The sequence below is a fragment of the Micrococcus sp. iso_229 genome (assembly GCF_058072725.1).
In genome coordinates this window covers 50,023-68,283 of the sequence record NZ_CM176514.1, presented here as the reverse complement: position 1 = coordinate 68,283, position 18,261 = coordinate 50,023, and the positions used below count along the sequence as shown (strand labels likewise).

Below are 18,261 nucleotides of genomic sequence, written 5' to 3'. Positions count from 1 at the left end.
GTCGCGCCGCTCAGACCGCGGCCGGCTCCTCCAGGAGCGAGCGCAGCACCGTGGCGAGCCCGTGCTCGTCCACGTGCCCGGTGACCTCGTCCGCGGCGGCCACGACCTCCTCCACGGCCTGGCCCATGGCCACGCCGCGGCCGGCCCAGCGGAGCATCTCGATGTCGTTGCGGCCGTCGCCCACGGCCACGGTGTCCTCGGGGGCCACCTTCAGCACGGTGCGCAGCGCCTCGAGCCCGGACGCCTTGGTCACGCCCGCCGCGGCGACGTCGAGCCACGCCGTCCAGCCCACGGAGTAGGTCACGCCGGACAGGCCGATGCCCTCCACCGCGCGGCCGAACTCCTCGGCGGAGGAGTCCGTGGAGAACACCACGAGGCGCACGGCCGTGGTGTCCATCAGCTCCTCGAACGTGACGCCCTCCGCGGCCACGCCGAAGGACATGTCCTGGAACCGCTCGGTGGAGCGGAAGGTGCCGTCCGGCAGCTCGAGCGCGTACTTGGCGCTGGGCAGGCGGTGGCGCAGCTGGGTCAGGACCGAGCGCGGGTCGAAGGTGCGCAGGTCCGTGACCTCGTAGCCCTCCTCCAGCTCGGGGTCCAGGCGCAGCGTGACGCCGCCGTTGGAGCACACCATGTAGCCGGCACCGATCCCCAGGGAGCGCGCCACGGGCAGGGTGGCCCCGCGGGAGCGGCCCGTCGCGATGACCACGTGGTGCCCGGCGTCCAGCACGGCCCGCACGGCCGCGCGCACGGGCTCATGCAGATGGCCGTCATGGTCCACGATCGTTCCGTCCACGTCCAGGCACACGAGCTTCTTCGTCATGGCCCCACCCAACCACACGGCCCGGACACGACGGCGACGCGCGGGTGAACGGCGGGGGCGCCGCGGGGCAGGCGGGCGAGGCCGCCGGCGCCGCCGGGGGACGACGTCGTCCGCTCAGACCAGCTCGAAGCGCTCCATCCCGCCGAGGTAGGGGCGCAGCGCGGCGGGCACGGTGACCGAGCCGTCCGCGTTCTGGTGGTTCTCCAGGATCGCCACGATCCAGCGGGTGGTGGCCAGGGTGCCGTTGAGCGTGGCCACCATGCGGGTGCCGCCCTTGGAGCCGTCCTCCGTGCGGACCCGCTCGCGGATGTTGAGACGGCGGGCCTGGAACGTGGTGCAGTTCGAGGTGGACGTCAGCTCGCGATAGGTGCCCTGCGTGGGGACCCAGGCCTCGCAGTCGAACTTGCGGGCGGCGGAGAGGCCGAGGTCGCCGGCGGCGATGTCGATCACGCGGTACGGCACCTCGATGGCGCCCAGCATCCGCTCCTCCCACGCGAGCAGGCGCTCGTGCTCCGCCTCCGCGTCCTCCTGAGCGGCGTAGATGAACATCTCCAGCTTGTTGAACTGGTGCACGCGGATGATGCCGCGGGTGTCCTTGCCCGCCGAGCCCGCCTCACGCCGGTAGCACGTGGACCAGCCCGCGTACCGGACGGGGGCGCTCACGTCCATGATCTCGTCCGCGTGGTAGCCGGCCAGGGCCACCTCGGAGGTGCCCACGAGATACAGGTCGTCGCGCTCCAGACGGTAGATCTCGTCGTCGTGCTCGACGTCGAAGCCGGTGCCCTGCATGGTCTCCGGACGCACCAGGGTGGGCGGGATGACCGGCACGAAGCCGTTCTCCAGGGCCAGGTCCAGGCCCAGCTGCATCAGGGCGAGCTCGAGTCGCGCGCCCACGCCCTTGAGGAAGCTGAACCGGGCGCCGGACACCTTCGCGCCGCGCTCCATGTCGATCGCCCCGAGCAGCTCGCCGAGCTCGAGGTGGTCGCGCGGCTCGAAGCCCTCGGCGGCGAAGTCGCGCGGAGTGCCGACCTCCTTGAGGACCACGAAGTCGTCCTCGCCGCCGGCCGGGACGCCGTCGACGATCAGGTTCGGGAAGGCGCGCTGCAGCTCCGCGAGGCGGGCCTCGGCGGCGCCGGCGGCCGACTCGGCCTCCTTCACGCGCGCGGCCAGGTCCTTCACCTCGGCCAGCAGGGCCTGCTTCTCCTCACCCTTCGCCTGGGCGACGCGCTTGCCGAAGGCCTTCTGCTCCGCGCGCAGCTGCTCGAAGCCCGCGATGGACGAGCGGCGGGCCGCGTCCGCCTCGACCACGCGGTCCACGAGAGACGCGTCCTCCCCACGGGCCTCCTGGGAGGCGCGGTACTTCTCGGGCTGCTCGATGAGGTCCTTGACGTCGATCACGTGCGCCAGCCTAGCGGGCGGGGCCGACGCCTAGACTCGGGGCATGACTCCCGAGTGGTGGATGGCGCTGGCCGCCCTGGTGCTCCTGGCCGTGCTGACCGTCGTCGTGGTGGTGCTGGCGGTGCGCCAGGTCCGCCTCGGCGTGCAGCACGAGCGGACGCGTCTCCTGGTGGACGCCCTCGACGCGCGGGTGGGCGGCGTGCAGCGCCGGCTGGAGAAGGTGCCCGGGATCGGCACGGGCCGCCACGAGGTCGCGCTGGTGCTGAACCCCATCAAGACGAACGCGGGCCAGGTGCGGCGCGAGCTCGAGCGGCTCGCGGCGGCGGAGGGCCTCGGCGAGGTGCTCGTGCTCGAGACCCAGGAGGACGACCCCGGCACCGCCATGGCACGGCAGGCCCTCGACGCCGGCGCCCGGCTCGTGATCGCCGCGGGCGGCGACGGCACGGTCCGCACCGTGGCCGAGCAGCTGGCCGGCACCGACGTCGCCCTCGGCGTGGTGCCGCTGGGCACCGGGAACCTGCTGGCCCGGAACCTGGACCTGCCGATCAACGACGTCGAGCAGTGCCTGCGGATCGCCGTGGGGGGCCGGCAGCGACGCATCGACACCGTGGACGTCCGCTTCACGCACGAGGACGGGAGCGTCACCCGGCAGACCTTCACCGTGATCGGCGGCGCCGGCTACGACGCGGACATCATGGGGGACACCAAGGACGAGCTGAAGAGCCTGGCCGGCTGGCTGGCCTACAGCGAGGCCGGCATGCGGCACCTGCGCGGCAAGCGGCACGAGGTGACCGTGGCCCTCGACGGCGGTCAGCCCCGCCGGTTCAAGGTGCGCACCGTGATGGTGGCCAACTGCGGGATGCTCACGGGCGGCGTCGAGCTGCTGCCCCAGGCCAAGCTCGACGACGGCCTCCTCGACGTCATGGTCCTCTCGCCCCGGCACGCGCTCGACTGGGCGCGGATCGCCGTGAAGACCGTGACCCGGTCCCGCAGCTCCATCCCCGCGATGCACACGGAGCAGGCCCAGCGCGTGAAGGTCGAGTTCGCCGAGCCGATGCCCTCCCAGCTCGACGGCGACGCCACCGGGGTCATCACCGCCCTCGACGCCCGCGTGCAGCCGGACTCGCTCGTCGTGATGCTCGTGGCCGAGGACGACGCCTCCGTCCGCGACGACGGCGTCTCCGCCGCCGCCCCCGTCCCGGAACCGGCCCCGCACATCTGATCCCCCGTCCCCGCTTTCGTTCGGGAAACGGCGGCTTCCCCACCGCTTTCGTTGACGAAACGGACGCCTCATCCACCGCTTTCGTTGACGAAACGGACGCCGGGGCGGCGCGCGGGCGGGAAGTACGACGACGGCCCGTCGTCGTCGTGGTGATCGTCCCGTGTCGGCAACGAAAGTGGCCCCAGGGCCTCCCGTTTCGTCAACGAAAGTCCCTCGGGGCCCGCCGTTTCCCGAACGAAAGTGGCCCTGGGGCCGCCGTTTCCCGAACGAAAGTGACCCCCGGGCCTCAGCGGGAGCGGAGGGACTCCACCCAGGCGCGGCCGGAGCGATACGCGGCATCGGTGAACTCGGCCGGCACCCTCGTGGGCACGGGCTCGGCCTGCGCGTACGAGCCCAGGAACCGCAGGTCGGGGTACTCCCGGTACAGGGCCGCGAGCGCATCACCCACGCGGGCCTCCGCCAGGTGCCCCTCGAGGTCGAGGGAGAAGAAGTACCGCCCGATGCCCTCGCCGGTCGGCCGGGACTCGATGCGGGAGAGGTTCACCCCGCGCGTGGTGAACTCGGCCAGGATCTGTCCGAGGGCGCCGGGCCGGTCCTCCGGCAGCGGCACCACCAGCGTGGTCTTGTCCGCTCCCGTGGGCGCGGGCAGGGCCGTCGGCCGGGAGAGCAGCACGAAGCGCGTCACGGCGCCCGGCACGTCCTCGATCCGCTCGGCGAGCACCGGCAGTCCGGTCTGCTCGGCCACGAGCGGGGCGCACACGGCGGCGTCGAAGTCGCCCTGGGCCACGAGGCCGGCCCCGGCCGCCGTCGACGGGGCGGGCGTGAACTCCCCGCCCGGCAGCGCCGTCTCGGCCCAGCCGCGCACCTGCGCCCAGGCGTGGGGGTGCGTGGTCACGCGCCGCACGTCCTCGATCGCGACGCCGGGCCGGCCCACGAGCACGAAGCTGATGGGCACGTGCACCTCCGCGAGGATCTGCAGCGTCTCCCCGAGGGCGATCTCGTCCACGGTGGCGGAGACGCCGCCCTCCACCGAGTTCTCGATGGGCACGACGGCGCGGTCCACCTCCCCCCTGCGCAGCGCCGCCACGGCGCTCAGCACGGAGCCCGCAGACACGAACTCGGCCTCGGCCGGGTCCGCCACCTTGCGCAGGGCGGCCTCGGTGAAGGTGCCGGCCGGGCCGAGGAAGGCGTAGCGCAGGCGCGACGGCGTCGCGTCAGCGGAGCCCGTCCCCGTCACTTGACGGTGGGCTCGGCGTCGCCGTCGGCCTCCATCGGCTTGCCGGCCTCGAGCCACGCGCCGGAGCCGCCGGCCACGTTGATGGCCGAGTAGCCGCGGCCGGTCATGAACTCGGCGGCGCGGGCGGAGCGGCCGCCGGTGCGGCAGATCAGGTAGTAGTCCGTGTCCGGGTCCAGCTCCTCGAGTCGCTCCGGCAGCTGGCCCAGCGGGATGTGCTGGGCGCCGGCGGCGCGGCCCAGGGCCCACTCGTCGTCCTCGCGGACGTCCAGGATGGCCGCATCGGCGGGGATCTCGTTCACATCGACGGTCTCGAAGGCGCTCATGGCTTCAGCGTAGCCACCCGCCCGGACGTCCCAGGAAGGCCCCGCCGTCCATGACCCGGCCCACGCCCGTTAGGCTCGGCCGCATGCAGACCTCCGACGCCGCACCCGCCGCCGACGACGACCGCACCCCCTCCGCCCCCGGCCCGGCCCGGCTCCTGGACCGCTCGGCCGTGCGCCTGCGGGAGGACCTCGCCGCCGGGGATCTGAGCGCCCGGGAGGTCACGGAGGCGGCCCTCGCCGCGGCCCAGGCCCACGCGGACCTCGGCGCGTTCGCCCTCCTCGACGCCGAAGGCGCCCGGGCCCGTGCCGCCGAGCTGGACGCGGCCCACCCGCGCGTCGCGCCCCGGGCCGTGCCCGGTCCGCACACCTCCCCCGCCCCGGACGACGACGGCGCCCCCGCCTCCCTGCACGGTCTTCCGCTGGCGTACAAGGACCTGATCGACGTGCGCGGGATGCCCACGCGATTCGGCTCCGCCCTGCTGGCCGACGCGCCGCCGTCCGCGCAGGACGACCCGCTCGCGCTCCGCCTGCGCGGGGCCGGCACCGTCACCCTCGGCAAGACGACCGTGCCCGAGTTCGGCCTGGACTCCTACTCGGAGAACCTCGTGACGGCGCCGGCCCGCAACCCCCTGGACCCCACCCGCACCGCGGGCGGCTCCTCGGGCGGGGCCGCGGCCGCCGTCGCCGCGGGGATCCTCCCGTTCGCCCCGGGCTCGGACGGGGGCGGGTCCATCCGCATCCCCGCCGCGGCGTGCGGGCTCGTGGGCCTCAAGCCCGGTCGCGGGGAGCTGCCGATGGACGAGCACACGGACACGGTCCGCAATCTCACGGTGTCGGGCCCGCTCGCCCACACGGTCGAGGACGCCGCCCTGCTCTACGACGTGCTGCTCTCCCCCGAGGGCCTGCCCGGCCGGGTGCTGCCGGACCTGCGCCGCACCGTGGAGACCGCCCGGGCCGGGGGCGCCGTCGACGCCCGCCGGATCGGCGTCACCACGGCCTCGCCCTTCGCCTCCGACCTCGAGATCTCCCTGGCCCGGCCCGCCGTCACCGCCCTGACGAAGGCCGCCGCCGCCCTGGACGCGGGCGGCCACGCGGTCGAGGACCTCTCCCCCTACTACGGCGAGGACTACCACCGGGACTTCCGCACGGTGTGGACCGCCGGGCTGCTCCGGGCGCCGCTGCCGGAGGACGCCGAGGCGCGCGTGGGCGCGGTGGCCGCGCACTTCCTGCGCACGGCCCGGGCCGCAGGGCGCGCCGAGCTCGACGACGCCGCCCACCGGCTCGAGGAGTGGGCGCGCGGGGTGCGGGCGCAGTTCGCCGCCGTCGACGTGGTGATGACCCCGGTGCTGGCCACCGCGCCCCCGCCGGTCGGCCACTTCCTGGCGATGGAGCCCGAGGCCAACTACGAGGCGCAGTGCGCGTTCACGCCCTACACCTCGATGGTCAACGTGCTCGGCCTGCCCGCGGTCGCGGTGCCCGTGCTCCGGGACGAGCGGGGCCTGAACTGGTCCGTCCAGCTCATCGGCCGGCCCGGCACGTCCGCGCCCCTGCTCGCCCTGGCCGCGCACCTCGAGCTGCTGCTGGCCGGCTGAGCCGGCCGGTCAGGTCGAGGTGTAGTCACCCAGGGAGATCCCGGCGATCACCAGGATCACGAGGAACACGACGGCGAGCAGCAGCAGGGCGAGGGACACGTAGTTCATCACGAGGCCGGCGATCGCCATGCCGCGGCCGTGGGGCTCGCGCTTGAGGCCGATGTGGCCGAGGACCACGCCCACGATCGGCGGGAGGAGGAACGTGAACCCGCCCACCACGGAGATGATGCCGAGGATCATGGACGCCACCGAGCGGCCGACGCCGTCGGTCTGGCCGGGCTGCAGCGGGGCTCCGAAGCCGTGGCCGGGCGTGCCCTGCCCGTAGCCGTAGGCGGGGACGGTGTTCGCGTCCTGGCCGTAGCCGTACGGCTGCCCGTAGGCGGGGCGGGTCTGCCCCTCCTGCTCGGCGTACGAGGGGGCCCGGTCCCAGGCGGCGCGGTCGGCGTCGCCGGCCGGGGCGTCGGGCCAGCCGGCGGCGGAGGAGCCGGTGCCGGAGGAGCCCGCACCGGCCTCGGACCCGTACCAGCTCGGCCGGGCGGCCTCACGGCGCGGGTCGTGGGAGGCGTGGGGGTCGGTCATGACGGTCCTTCCGGTTCGGGGCGTCGCGGTCCGGTGCCGAGTCTAGGCGGTGCCCCCGGACCCGGCCCGGCCCCGCACCCCTGCTCCACGGCCGGCCTCACCCGGGCCGGCCCACCGCCTTGAGGTACCCGGAGAACCCGCCGGGGGTCCGCCCCTCCAGGCGGGACGAGGTGAGCACGCGGGTGGTGTCGGTGGCGATCACGCGCACCCGGCGGCCGTCACCGCCGTCGCGCTCGCCCGCCAGGGCCCGCACGGCCTCGGCCAGGCCGACGTCCTCGTGCTCGGCCACCGGCGGGAACCCGCCGACGGCCTCGTACAGCGACCACGGCAGTCCCAGGTTCGCCCCGTGCACGTGCGGGTGCCCCTCCTCGTGCCGGTAGCCGCGGAGCCAGGCCTGCCGCAGCGGCCCCTGGCGCACGTCCACCGTGCCCAGCACGAGCACCTCGTCGCGGCCGGCGGCCACGGTCTGCGCCAGCAGCCAGTCGGCGGGGACGCGGCTGTCCGCGTCGGTGGAGGCGAGCCAGAGGTGTTCGGCGGGCACGTCGGGGAACAGCGCGCGGGCCCGGCGGGCGCCCTCGACGCGGGCCCGCCCGACGCCGGCCTGCCCGGCGGTCGGCTCCCCCAGTTCGAGGACGTGGATGCGCGGGTCGGCGGCGCGGGCCTCGAGGGCGGCGGCCACCGTGGCGTCGTCGCAGCGGTCCGCGGCGACCACGACCGCGGCCGTGCCCTGCGCGTGGTGCTCCTCCCAGCGGTCCAGGGCGACGGTGAGGGCCGCGAGCGCGGCCGGCAGCCGCTCCTGTTCGTCCTTGGCGGGCACCACGACGACGGCGTGGGTCGCGGCGGTGGCCCGCACGTGGAGGCTGAGCCGGAAGTCGTCCTCCACGAGCTCGGTGCGCAGCCGCCAGCGCGGGTCGGCGGCGACACGCGCGTGCACCGCGTCCCCGTCCAGCGGCCAGCCCTCGATGGGGTGGCGCCAGTGGCACAGCAGCAGCTCGCCGCCGGGGGCGAGCGCGGCGTCGGCGTCGTCGATCAGCGCGTCGAGCTCCTCGGGCTGCAGGAAGTAGCCGATCTCGGAGGCGATCACGAGGTCCGCGCCGGCGACGTCGGCCGGCCAGTCCGCGGGCAGCACGGCACGGCGCACCTCGGCGTGCGGCGCGCCGGCCAGCCGGGCGGCGGCGCGCTCCACAGCGATGGCGGACGCTTCGAGGCCGACCACGCGGTCCGCGCGCGCGGCCACGTCCGCGGTGAGCACGCCGATGGACGCGCCCGCCTCCACCACGGTCCCGTAGCGGGGCCGGGGCAGGGCGGCGAGGGTGAGCGCCCGCTTGCGGGCCTCGTACGGCGAGCTGAGGTAGCGCCACGGGTCCTCCTGGGCCCGGTAGAGCCGGTCGAAGACGGCGGCGGCCCGGTGGGCGTCGGCGTCGTCGGGGCCGGAGACGCGGTGGGCCTCGAACGGGCGCTCGTGGTGGGCGAGCACGGCGGGGCCGAGGATCGCCTCGTCGCCGGGCGCGGCGGAGAGGGGCCGGACCTGGGAGGCGTGCGCGTCGAGGGCGGCGCGGCGGGCGGCACGGTCGTCCTCGGTGAGCGGCAGCCGTCGGTAGCGGCGGGCGGGCAGGTCGGCCGGGTCGGCCCAGTGCCAGAACCAGATGGGGAAGGCGTAGAGCGGCAGGTCGCACTCGCCCGCGAGCGCCCCGACGGCCCGGCCCACGGCCTCGTGGTCCGCGTGGCCATCGCCCGGGTCGTGGGAGGCGAGCACGGCGGGGCCAGGGTGGGCGTCGAGGGCCGCGGCGACGGCGTCGCGCACGGCGTCCTCGTGCTCGGCCACGCCGGAGTCGGGCAGGGCCAGGGACGCCCACGTCAGCCGGTCCCGCACCGGGGAGCCGGGGCCCGCGGAGGCGGGCAGGCCGGCGGCGAGGGCGTCGAGGGCGTGCTCCATCTCGTCCCGGCGCAGCCGGACCAGGTCCGCGGGCGTGTGGGTGGGCGAATGCGGGTGGGATGCCTCGCCGGCGGTGGCGACCAGCACGTGCACGCGTGCCCCGCCGCGCAGGGCGGAGCGGATCAGGCCGGTGGCGGCGAGGGTCTCGTCGTCCGGGTGGGCCACGGCCACGAGCAGCAGCGTCTCCGCGTCCCAGACGGGCAGGCGCAGCTCCGGCAGATCGCCGACGCCGCCCTCGGCCCAGGCGGCCTCGGACGTGCCGTCGTCGGTGTGGGAGAAGCTCACCACGTCCAGCCGCCGTCGGTCTCGCCGGTCAGGAGTGCGGCGCCCAGCCGGGCGTCGTCGCGGTGTCCATGGTGCTGGCGCAGGTAGACCTGCAGGTCGGCGACGGCGCGGGCGTGCGCGGCGCTGCCGGTGAGCGGGCCGGGGCCGGTGGCCTGCCCGACGACGTCCATCACCTCGGTGCACAGCTGCGCCACGGTGCCGCGGATCCGGTCGGCCTCGACCATGCCGCGGCCGTGGTCCAGGCGGCCGGCGTCCACGTCGTCGGCGGCACGGGCGAGCAGGGCGGCCATCGCGTGGAGCAGCCGGTCGACGCGGCCCAGCGCGGCCTGGCCGATCTGGTCGGGGCCCGGTCCGCGGCCCTCGGCCTGGGCGGCCGCGCGGGCCGCGGTGGCGTTCCGCAGGGTGCGGGCGATGCCGACGGCGCCGCCGAACCACACCGCCGCCACGCCGATGCCGCCCCACGCGAAGCCGGGCCGGCGCAGGTACCACTCGGCGCCGCCGACGGCGCTGCCGGGGACGGCGTCGAAGGCCAGGCCCACCGTGCGGATCGGGGCGAGGCCGAGCGCGGGCCAGGCCGAGTCGGTCTCGGCGACGCCGGGGTGGGACAGGTCCACGAGCACGGCACGGCGGGTGCCGTCCGCCTCCCGGCCGGTCACGACGGCGGCCGCGCACCGGTCCGCGAGCGAGCACCAGGGCTTCTCGCCGTCGAGCAGCCAGGCGGTGTCGGGGCCGTCCGAGGCGGGGCGCAGGGCCGGGGTGCGGCCGCCGGACTCGGAGGCGTAGACGCCGAGCAGCCCGGCCGGGGCGGGGACGCCGGCCTGGGACAGGATCGAGAGCGCGTCCAGATGGGGCTCGAGCACCCGGGCGGCCGAGAGGTCCTGCGCGGCGACGGAGGCGAGCAGCTCCCACTGCTCGCGGGTGCGCCCCGCGCCGGACAGCGGCAGGTCCAGCGGGGCGGCGTCCTCGTCGGACAGGGCACCGGAAGCCGCACACAGAAGCTCGACCATCGCGTCGACGTCGCCGTCGCAGGCCGCGGCGGCCGTGAGGAGGGCCTGCTCGGCCGGGCGGTCCACGGCTCCGCCCGGGACGAGGCGGACGGGCTCGGGTTGGGCCATGGGTGGGGACCTCCTCGTCGACGGCGCCCGGGCCGGTGCGCCCCGGGGTCGAGGATTCACCGTAGTCAGCACGGGCACGGCAGGGAATGGCCGGTGCGCCGGGGGCGAAGCGGCCCGCTCTTTCTTGACATGTTCCAGAGAACCGGATGGGATCGACTGGCATGGAGACCACGACGCGGGACGAGGATGAGCGCACGCTGCTGCGCGGCGTCGGCCTGCGTGTGACCCGGCCCCGCCTGGCGGTGCTGACCGCCCTCGCCGACCACCCCCACGCGGACGCGTCCACCGTGCTGGCCGCCGTTCGTCGGGCCCTGCCCGGCACCTCGCACCAGGCCGTCTACGACTGCCTCCACGCGCTCACCGAGGCCGGGCTCGTGCGCTCCCTGCAGCCCGCCGGCTCCCCGGCCCGCTACGAGATCTGCACGGGCGACAACCACCACCACCTGGTGTGCCGCGGCTGCGGCACGGTCGTGGATGTGCCGTGCCGCACCGGCTCCGCCCCGTGCCTCGACGCCCCCGAGGACCACGGCTTCGCGGTCGACGAGGCCGAGGTCTACTACTGGGGGCTGTGCGCCGGCTGCCGGGAGTGACCGTCGGCGTCGTCCCGCTGGGCCGCGCGTCTTCCCCCGTCCGCCCGCCCGTGCCAAGGTGTGGCACATGACCGAGAACACCGCCGCCCTGCCCGCCGCCGAGCGTCCCGGCACCCCCGCCCTGCCGCAGGACCTGATCGACGTCGACGCCCTCCTGGAGGCGTACCGCACCGGTCACCCGGACCCGACGGACCCGGCGCAGAAGGTCGTGTTCGGCACCTCCGGCCACCGCGGCTCCGCGTTCACGACCTCGTTCAACGACGACCACATCGCCGCCATCACGCAGGCCGTGGTCGAGTACCGGGCGCACCACGGGATCACGGGGCCGGTCCTCGTCGGCAAGGACACGCACGCCCTGTCCGGGCCCGCGCAGGACACCGCCGTCGAGGTGCTGCTCGGCAACGACGTCGAGGTGCTCGTCGACTCCCGCGACGGCTACACGCCCACTCCCGCCGTGTCCCACGCGATCCTGCACCTGAACGCCGGGCGCGAGCTGTCGCCGTCGGGCTTCGCGGTGGACGGGGACAACGCCGGCCTCGTGGACGGCCTCGTGATCACCCCCTCGCACAACCCGCCCGCGGACGGCGGCTTCAAGTACAACCCGCCCCACGGCGGCCCCGCGGACACCGAGGCGACCACGTGGATCGCCGACCGTGCCAACGAGCTGCTCGCCGGCGGGCTGGCGGGCGTGCACCGGGTGGCGGGCGCCGACGTCGCCGGCCACGCGAAGCTGGGCGGCTTCGACTTCCTGGACCGGTACGTGTCCGATCTGCCGCAGGTGATCGACGTGGAGGCGATCCGCGAGGCGGGCGTGCGCATCGGCGCCGACCCCATGGGTGGGGCGTCCGTGGCGTACTGGGGCGAGATCGCCGACCGCCACGGGCTGGATCTGACCGTGGTGAACCCCGAGGTCGACCCGCGGTTCGGGTTCATGACCCTGGACTGGGACGGCAAGATCCGCATGGACTGCTCATCGCCGAACGCGATGGCCTCGTTGATCGAGCGGATGACCCCGGGCGCGGACGGGCAGGTGCCCTTCGACGTCGCCACCGGCAACGACGCCGACGCGGACCGGCACGGGATCGTCACCCCCGACGGCGGGCTGATGAACCCGAACCACTACCTCGCCGTGGCCATCGACTACCTGTATCGCCACCGCGAGCAGTGGCCCCAGAGCGCGGGCGTGGGCAAGACCCTGGTGAGCTCCTCGATGATCGACCGCGTGGCCGGGGACCTGGGCCGCGAGCTCGTGGAGGTGCCGGTGGGCTTCAAGTGGTTCGTGCCGGGCCTGCTGACGGGCACCGGCGTGTTCGGCGGCGAGGAGTCCGCGGGTGCGTCCTTCGTGCAGTTCGACGGCAGCCCGTGGTCCACGGACAAGGACGGGCTGCTGCTGTGCCTGCTGGCCGCGGAGATCATCGCCGTGACGGGGCAGTCCCCGTCCGAGCGGTACCGCGACCTCGTGGCCCTGCACGGCGACCCGGCGTACGCGCGCATCGACGCCCCCGCGACCGCCGAGCAGAAGGCCAAGCTGAAGACCCTCTCCCCCGACGACGTCCCCGTGACCGAGCTGGCCGGTGAGACCATCCTCGCGACGCTGACCAACGCCCCGGGCAACGACGCCCCGATCGGCGGGCTCAAGGTGGTCACGCAGCACGCATGGTTCGCGGCGCGGCCCTCCGGCACCGAGGACGTCTACAAGATCTACGCGGAGTCCTTCCGCGGCCCCGAGCACCTGAAGCAGGTGCAGGCGGAGGCGCAGAAGCTGGTGGACGCGGTCATCGGCTGACCCCCCCCCGCCCGCTTTCGTTCGGGAAACGGCGGCGTGTCGCACCGCTTTCGTTCGGGAAACGGCCGGGCGCGGGCCGTTTCTCGAACGAAAAGGCACTGGGGGCGCCGTCTTCCACACGAAAGTGCGCGGGTCGCGCGGGGGCGACGACGGCGCCACGCCCTGCCGTCGCACAGGGCCGCTCGGTAGCGTGGCCGACATGAGCACGCAGCCCCCCGGTCTGACCACCGACTCCCCCGACTCCCCCAACGACGATCCGGTCCGCGAGCCGTTGCCCACCGAGGCCCTGCCGATCGCGCCGGCCGGGCCCCGACCCGAGGAGCCGCGGGCCGCCGTCGAGCGGCTGCGCGCCGCCGCCCGCTCCCGCGCCGCCCACCCGCGCGCGGTGCGGGTGCGCCAGCTCAAGGGCCTGAAGCGGATGCTGACCGAGCACGCGGACCGGTTCGTCGCGGCGCTCGGCACGGACCTGGGCAAGCCGGCCACCGAGGCGCTGATCACGGAGATCGTCTCGGTGCGCTCCGAGGTGGACCACGCGCTGCTGCACCTGACCGACTGGATGGAGCCGCGGCCCGTGAAGCTGCCGCTGGCCCTGCGCCCCGCGAGCGCGGAGGTCCGGCCGCGGCCCAAGGGTCTCGTGCTGGTCATCGGCGCGTGGAACTACCCGGTGCAGCTTGCGCTCGCCCCGGTCGTGGGCGCGCTGGCGGCCGGCAACACGGTGGTGCTCAGCCCGTCGGAGAAGGCCCCGGCCACGGCGGCGGCGCTGCGGGAGCTGGTGCCGCAGTACCTGGACTCCGCGCTGGTCTCCGTGGTGGCGGGCGGCAAGGAGTGCAACACCGCGCTGCTGGCGGAGCCGTGGGACCACATCCTCTACACCGGCGGGGAGCGCGTGGGCCGGATCGTCTACGAGGCGGCGGCGAAGACCCTCTCCCCCGTGACGCTCGAGCTGGGCGGCAAGTCGCCGGCGGTGGTGACGCCGTCGCGGAACACGGGCGCGATGGCCCGCCGCATCGCGTGGGCGAAGTTCACCAACGCGGGCCAGACGTGCGTGGCCCCGGACTACGTGCTGGCCGTCGGCGAGGCCGCGCTGCGCCAGGTGACCGCCGAGCTCCCCGCAGCCCTGCGCGAGTTCTACGGCGACGACCCCCGCGCGTCGAAGGACTACGGCCGCCTCATCTCCGCCGAGCACACGGAGCGGCTGCGGGAGATGCTCCAGGCGGACCTCGACGCCGGCGCCGAGCTGCTCGTCGGCGGCGACGTGGACGCGGCGGGGCGGTACATGGCGCCGACCGTGGTGACGGGCGTCAAGCCGGACGGCGCGCTCATGCAGGAGGAGCTGTTCGGCCCGGTCCTGCCCGTGCTGACCGTGGACACCTTCCAGGACGCCCTCGACTTCATCGCGGAGCGCCCGCACCCGCTGGCCGCCTACCTCTTCACGGACCGGCCGAGCTACCACCGCGCGTTCGACGACCAGGTGCAGGCCGGCGGCCTCGGCTACGACGTCGGCCTGCTGCACGCCGGCATCGCGACGCTGCCGTTCGGCGGGATCGGCGCGTCCGGGATGGGCGCGTACCACGGCATCCACGGCTTCGAGACGTTCTCCCACCTGCGCCCGTCCATCACGAAGTCGGACCAGGTGGACACGCTCAAGACCGCCTACCCGCCGTACGGGCGGATGAAGCGGGCGCTGCTGCCGAAGATGCTCTGAGGGGGCGGGGATCAGCGCTGCGGCCAGAACCCGCGGCGGGCGTAGACCTCGGCGAGGACGTCGGCACGGTCGGTCATGATGCCGTCGACGCCGAGGTCGAGCAGGCGCTCGATCTCTGCGGGCTCGTCCACGACCCACACGTGCACCGGCAGGCCGGCCGCGTGGCAGCGACGCACGAAGTCGGCGGTGGCCACGGGCACGCGGCCGTGCCGGACGGGCACCTGCACGCAGTCGACGTCGAGGGCGTACCGGCGCAGCCAGCGGGTCAGTCCCAGCGGGCCCAGCGTCACGAGCGCCGCGATGGCGGCCGCCCCGCCCGACGTCGCCACCCGCTCCGGCCCGTACGCCCGCTCGGGGTAGCCGAGGCGGGCGAGGGAGCGCCGGAAGAGGAGGCGCCGCGAGTCGTGGAACGAGGCGACGAGCACGCGGTCCCAGGCGCCGTGCTCAGCGATGATCCGGGCCAGCACCGGGGCCGATGCGCGGTCCTTGAGGTCCACGTTCAGGCGGGCTTCGGGTAGTGCCGTGAGCAGCTCGGTGAAGCGCAGCATCGGCTCCCCGCCGACCGTGACGTCCGCCAGCCGCTCCCACGTGTGGTCGCGCAGCCGGCCGCGGCCCGTGCTGACGCGGTCCAGGGTGTCGTCGTGGAAGACAACGAGCTCGCCGTCCGCCGTGGTGCGCACGTCCAGCTCGAGGTAGGTGAACCCGGCGGCGTGGGCGTCCACGAACGCGGCCAGGGAGTTCTCCCGGTCGACGGCGGCGCCCCGGTGCGCGAACCCCAGCGGGTGGCCGCGACGGGCGGGGACGGAGTCGGTGAGGTAGGCGGGGGCGGGACGGGGCGAGGTCGGACGCACGGGATCACGGTAGCGGGGCCGGGCGGTGAGCGCTCCACTGCCGCGGCCGGGAACGCGAGAGGTCGGAATGAGCGTCAGATCGGCCCTCATTCCGACCTCTCGCGTGACAGGAGGGGCCGAAGCGCCCGCCCTCAGTCCTCCGCCGGCAGCTCCAGCATGGGGCGGTGCTCGTAGAAGGTCTGCAGCACCACGGTGGTCCGGGTGGACACCGACGCCCTCTGGCGGATCTCGGTCACGAGGGCCTCGAGCTCGCGCGGCGAGCCCACGCGCACGAAGAGCATGTACGCGGCGTCGCCGGCCACGGAGTGGCACGCCTCGATCGCCGCGATGGACTCGAGGAGCTCGGGGGCGTCGTCGGGCTGGCGCGGGTCCAGCGGGCTGATCTCGATGAACGCGGAGAGCGGCCTGCCCACGGCCTCGGGGTCGAGCAGCGCGCGATAGCCCGTGATCACGCCCGTGCTCTCGAGCCGGCGCAGACGCGCCTGCACGGCGGAGGTCGAGAGGCCGATCCGCTCGGAGAGCTGGGCGAGCGTGGCGCGCGGGTCATGGGAGACGGCGGCCGCGAGCCGCACGTCGACAGGGTCGTCCATGCGCCGCACGCTATCAGCCGGCCCCGGCCGCCGGGTTGACAGCCCCGTGCGCTCATGGAAACCTTCCGGCAAGTGATCCGCGTCACCGGATATTTTCCGGCGCTTCGACCTCAGGAGGGTTCCATGTCCACCACTCTGCAGCCCACCCGGGCCGACGTCGTCGTCCCGGAGACCCCGGCCGACGCGCGCACCGTCGAGACCCACCCGGCCTGGCTCCGCCTCAAGGCCGCCGCCACCGCCCTGCAGCCCCTGCAGGTGAAGGACGGCTCCATCCCGGACCCGGCGGACCACGCGGCCGCGCGCGAGCACGTGGAGACCATCGTCGCCGCCGTCGAGGAGCTCGCCCCGCTCTTCCCGCACGACGCCGCCTACCTCGCCGCCCTGCCCCGCGACTTCGCCCGCTGGGCCGACGGCGGCTTCGCCGAGCCCGACTTCCTGGACTCCCTCGTCGCCTTCCAGCCGCAGGAGCACCGCGTCGACGGCGTCCGGCACCTCGTGGTCTTCCCGATGTACACGCAGAACGGCTCCCCGGACCGGCACGTGGAGGCCCTCGTCGTCGAGACCATCTGGCCCGAGTTCATCGCCGAGCTCGAGGCCGGCGACTACGGCAACCGCCTCTTCGTCTCCCTGCGCCTGATCGACTTCACCCCCGGCTATGACACGAACTCGGCCGTGCTCTTCCCCGAGACCGTGGCCATGCGCGAGATCCCCACCTTCACATGGGGCGCCATCTTCCAGGACCGCGAGGCCGCCCGCTTCCGCCGGGTCGTCACCGCCGCCGCCGAGATCACCCAGCTCGAGCTCCCGGCCGAGCTCGCCGAACTGCTCTCCAGCCAGGAGCTCGCCGAGGGCACCTTCGTGATGTGGGACCTCATCCACGACCGCACGCACATGCGCGGCGACCTGCCCTTCGACCCGTTCATGATCAAGCAGCGCATGCCCTTCTTCCTCTACACGCTCGAGGAGATGCGCTGCGACATGACCGCCTTCCGCGAGTGCGTGGCGATCGAGCGCCGCCTCACGGCGCGCGCCGCCGCGGGCGAGCAGCTCACCGCGCTCGAGGAGCAGACCCGCCGCCACGCCGGGCTCGTCCAGCACGCCGTCCTCTTCGACCGCGTCTTCCGCTTCGCCCTCACCGGCTCCCGCGTCCGCAACTACGACGGCCTCGGCGGCCAGCTGCTCTTCGCCTGGCTGCACCGCAAGGACGTGATCCAGTGGCGGGACGTCGCCCTCAGCGTGGACTGGGACCGGCTCGCCGACGCCGTCGTCGAGCTGGGCGACGCCATCGACACGCTCTACTGGGAGTCCATCGACCGCCCCAAGACCGTGCACTGGCTCCAGGCCTACGAGCTCGTGGCCTCCGTGGTCACCCCGCACCCGGCCTCCGTGTGGGCGCAGGGCCTGCCGCGCGAGGTGCTCGCCGGCCCGCCCAAGGGCTACACCGACCTCGTGCTCGACGACGAGTTCCCGCTGTCCATGTTCTTCGAGGCCCTCGAGAAGAAGATGAGCGGCGTCATCGAGTCCACCGCCGGGATCCGCGGCACGGACGCCTGACCCGTGGCCGCCCTGACCGACCGTGCGGTCCTGATCGCGGGCGCCACGAGCGTCTCGGGCCGGGTCGCCGCCCGCGCGCTCCTCGACGCCGGCGCGCACGTCGTCGCGACCGGGCGCGACGCCGCGAAGCTCGCCCCCCTCGCCGAGCTCGGCGCCGAGACCGCGGCCCTGGACCTCACGGACGAGGCCGCCGTCCGCGGTCTCGTCGAGGACCTGCACGCCCGCGGCACCCGGATCGACGGCCTGCTCCACCTGGTGGGCGGCTGGCGCGGCGGCGGGGGCCTCGCCGGCCAGACCGAGGAGGACTACCGCGCCCTCGAGGCCTCGTTCACGGCGCTGCGGCACGTGAGCCGGGCCCTCGACGACGACCTGCGGGCCTCGTCCGCCGGACGCCTCGCGATCGTCTCGTCCACGGCGGTGACCCGGCCGCTCGCCGGCGGCGCGAACTACGCCGCGGTGAAGGCGGCGAGCGAAGCATGGACCCGCGCGGTGGCGCAGGGCTGGGCCAAGGCCGCCCGGGATGCGGAGACGCCGCTGCGCTCGGCGGCCGTCGTGTTCCGCGTGAAGTCCCTCGCCGGGCTCGAGGAACGGCTGGCCGAGGAGTACATGCGACTGTGGGAGGCTGAGGCGGGCGCGCTGAACGACGCCGTCCTCACGCTCCAGGAGAAGGGAACGTAA

General features: G+C 74.9%; 16 protein-coding genes. 7 read left to right on the top strand and 9 right to left on the bottom strand.

The genetic code is table 11. From position 1 onward, the window contains the following. Positions 1-10: 10 nt before the first annotated feature. The gene (locus AC3RKA_RS00305; RefSeq protein WP_002858256.1) at positions 11-820 is read right to left on the bottom strand and encodes an HAD family hydrolase; all 810 of its coding nucleotides are present in this window, start codon (positions 818-820) and stop codon (positions 11-13) included. Between the two features lie 114 nt (positions 821-934). Further along, entirely contained in the window at positions 935-2,218 is a 1,284-nt protein-coding gene (serS, locus tag AC3RKA_RS00300) for a serine--tRNA ligase (RefSeq protein ID WP_002858254.1), read from the bottom strand. Positions 2,219-2,261: 43 nt separating this feature from the next. On the opposite strand from serS, the gene AC3RKA_RS00295 reads away from it, so the two are divergent. Then, positions 2,262-3,440, top strand: a complete 1,179-nt coding sequence (locus tag AC3RKA_RS00295) for a diacylglycerol/lipid kinase family protein (RefSeq protein WP_489727301.1) — start codon at positions 2,262-2,264, stop codon at positions 3,438-3,440. A 286-nt stretch (positions 3,441-3,726) separates the two neighbouring features. Here the strand turns inward: AC3RKA_RS00295 and pheA are convergent, their stop codons facing one another. Both pheA and AC3RKA_RS00285 read right to left on the bottom strand, forming a co-directional pair. After that, positions 3,727-4,677 (bottom strand): prephenate dehydratase, encoded by a 951-nt coding sequence (gene pheA, locus AC3RKA_RS00290; protein WP_087114402.1) that lies wholly within the window; start codon positions 4,675-4,677, stop codon positions 3,727-3,729. Continuing rightward, positions 4,674-5,000 (bottom strand): rhodanese-like domain-containing protein, encoded by a 327-nt coding sequence (locus AC3RKA_RS00285; RefSeq protein ID WP_036337169.1) that lies wholly within the window; start codon positions 4,998-5,000, stop codon positions 4,674-4,676. Before AC3RKA_RS00285 ends, pheA begins: the two co-directional genes overlap by 4 nt. Before the next feature lie 83 nt (positions 5,001-5,083). Here AC3RKA_RS00285 and AC3RKA_RS00280 point away from each other — a divergent pair, with 83 nt between their 5' ends. Beyond that, positions 5,084-6,592 (top strand): amidase, encoded by a 1,509-nt coding sequence (locus AC3RKA_RS00280; protein WP_431793941.1) that lies wholly within the window; start codon positions 5,084-5,086, stop codon positions 6,590-6,592. A gap of 9 nt (positions 6,593-6,601) precedes the next feature. On the opposite strand, the gene AC3RKA_RS00275 is transcribed toward AC3RKA_RS00280, so the two are convergent. The 3 genes from AC3RKA_RS00275 to AC3RKA_RS00265 all read right to left on the bottom strand — a co-directional run bounded on the left by AC3RKA_RS00275 (position 6,602) and on the right by AC3RKA_RS00265 (position 10,507). Then, positions 6,602-7,171 carry a DUF4190 domain-containing protein gene (locus AC3RKA_RS00275; RefSeq protein WP_010079686.1) on the bottom strand — a complete coding sequence of 190 codons (570 nt, stop codon included), beginning with the start codon at positions 7,169-7,171 and terminating at the stop codon, positions 6,602-6,604. Between the two features lie 97 nt (positions 7,172-7,268). Then, positions 7,269-9,392 carry a PIG-L family deacetylase gene (locus tag AC3RKA_RS00270; RefSeq protein ID WP_489727300.1) on the bottom strand — a complete coding sequence of 708 codons (2,124 nt, stop codon included), beginning with the start codon at positions 9,390-9,392 and terminating at the stop codon, positions 7,269-7,271. Next, positions 9,389-10,507, bottom strand: coding sequence for an acyl-CoA hydrolase (locus AC3RKA_RS00265; RefSeq protein ID WP_489727299.1), 1,119 nt, complete (start codon positions 10,505-10,507; stop codon positions 9,389-9,391). Before AC3RKA_RS00265 ends, AC3RKA_RS00270 begins: the two co-directional genes overlap by 4 nt. Positions 10,508-10,668: 161 nt before the next feature. Between AC3RKA_RS00265 and AC3RKA_RS00260 the strand changes: the two genes are divergently transcribed. From AC3RKA_RS00260 to AC3RKA_RS00250, 3 genes are all read left to right on the top strand, one after another. Further along, entirely contained in the window at positions 10,669-11,097 is a 429-nt protein-coding gene (locus AC3RKA_RS00260) for a Fur family transcriptional regulator (protein WP_002858246.1), read from the top strand. A gap of 67 nt (positions 11,098-11,164) precedes the next feature. Beyond that, the gene (gene pgm / locus AC3RKA_RS00255) at positions 11,165-12,883 is read left to right on the top strand and encodes a phosphoglucomutase (alpha-D-glucose-1,6-bisphosphate-dependent) (protein ID WP_489727298.1); all 1,719 of its coding nucleotides are present in this window, start codon (positions 11,165-11,167) and stop codon (positions 12,881-12,883) included. Positions 12,884-13,082: 199 nt separating this feature from the next. Beyond that, the gene (locus AC3RKA_RS00250) at positions 13,083-14,588 is read left to right on the top strand and encodes an aldehyde dehydrogenase family protein (protein WP_489727297.1); all 1,506 of its coding nucleotides are present in this window, start codon (positions 13,083-13,085) and stop codon (positions 14,586-14,588) included. Positions 14,589-14,599: 11 nt separating this feature from the next. On the opposite strand, the gene AC3RKA_RS00245 is transcribed toward AC3RKA_RS00250, so the two are convergent. Together AC3RKA_RS00245 and AC3RKA_RS00240 are read right to left on the bottom strand one after the other, a co-directional pair. Then, the gene (locus AC3RKA_RS00245; protein ID WP_489727296.1) at positions 14,600-15,439 is read right to left on the bottom strand and encodes a glycerophosphodiester phosphodiesterase family protein; all 840 of its coding nucleotides are present in this window, start codon (positions 15,437-15,439) and stop codon (positions 14,600-14,602) included. Positions 15,440-15,570: 131 nt separating this feature from the next. Then, positions 15,571-16,029 (bottom strand): Lrp/AsnC family transcriptional regulator, encoded by a 459-nt coding sequence (locus tag AC3RKA_RS00240; RefSeq protein ID WP_489727295.1) that lies wholly within the window; start codon positions 16,027-16,029, stop codon positions 15,571-15,573. 123 nt (positions 16,030-16,152) lie between these two features. Here AC3RKA_RS00240 and AC3RKA_RS00235 point away from each other — a divergent pair, with 123 nt between their 5' ends. Both AC3RKA_RS00235 and AC3RKA_RS00230 read left to right on the top strand, forming a co-directional pair. Continuing rightward, positions 16,153-17,583 carry a DUF6421 family protein gene (locus tag AC3RKA_RS00235; RefSeq protein ID WP_489727294.1) on the top strand — a complete coding sequence of 477 codons (1,431 nt, stop codon included), beginning with the start codon at positions 16,153-16,155 and terminating at the stop codon, positions 17,581-17,583. Between the two features lie 3 nt (positions 17,584-17,586). Next, positions 17,587-18,261, top strand: coding sequence for an SDR family NAD(P)-dependent oxidoreductase (locus AC3RKA_RS00230; protein ID WP_489727293.1), 675 nt, complete (start codon positions 17,587-17,589; stop codon positions 18,259-18,261).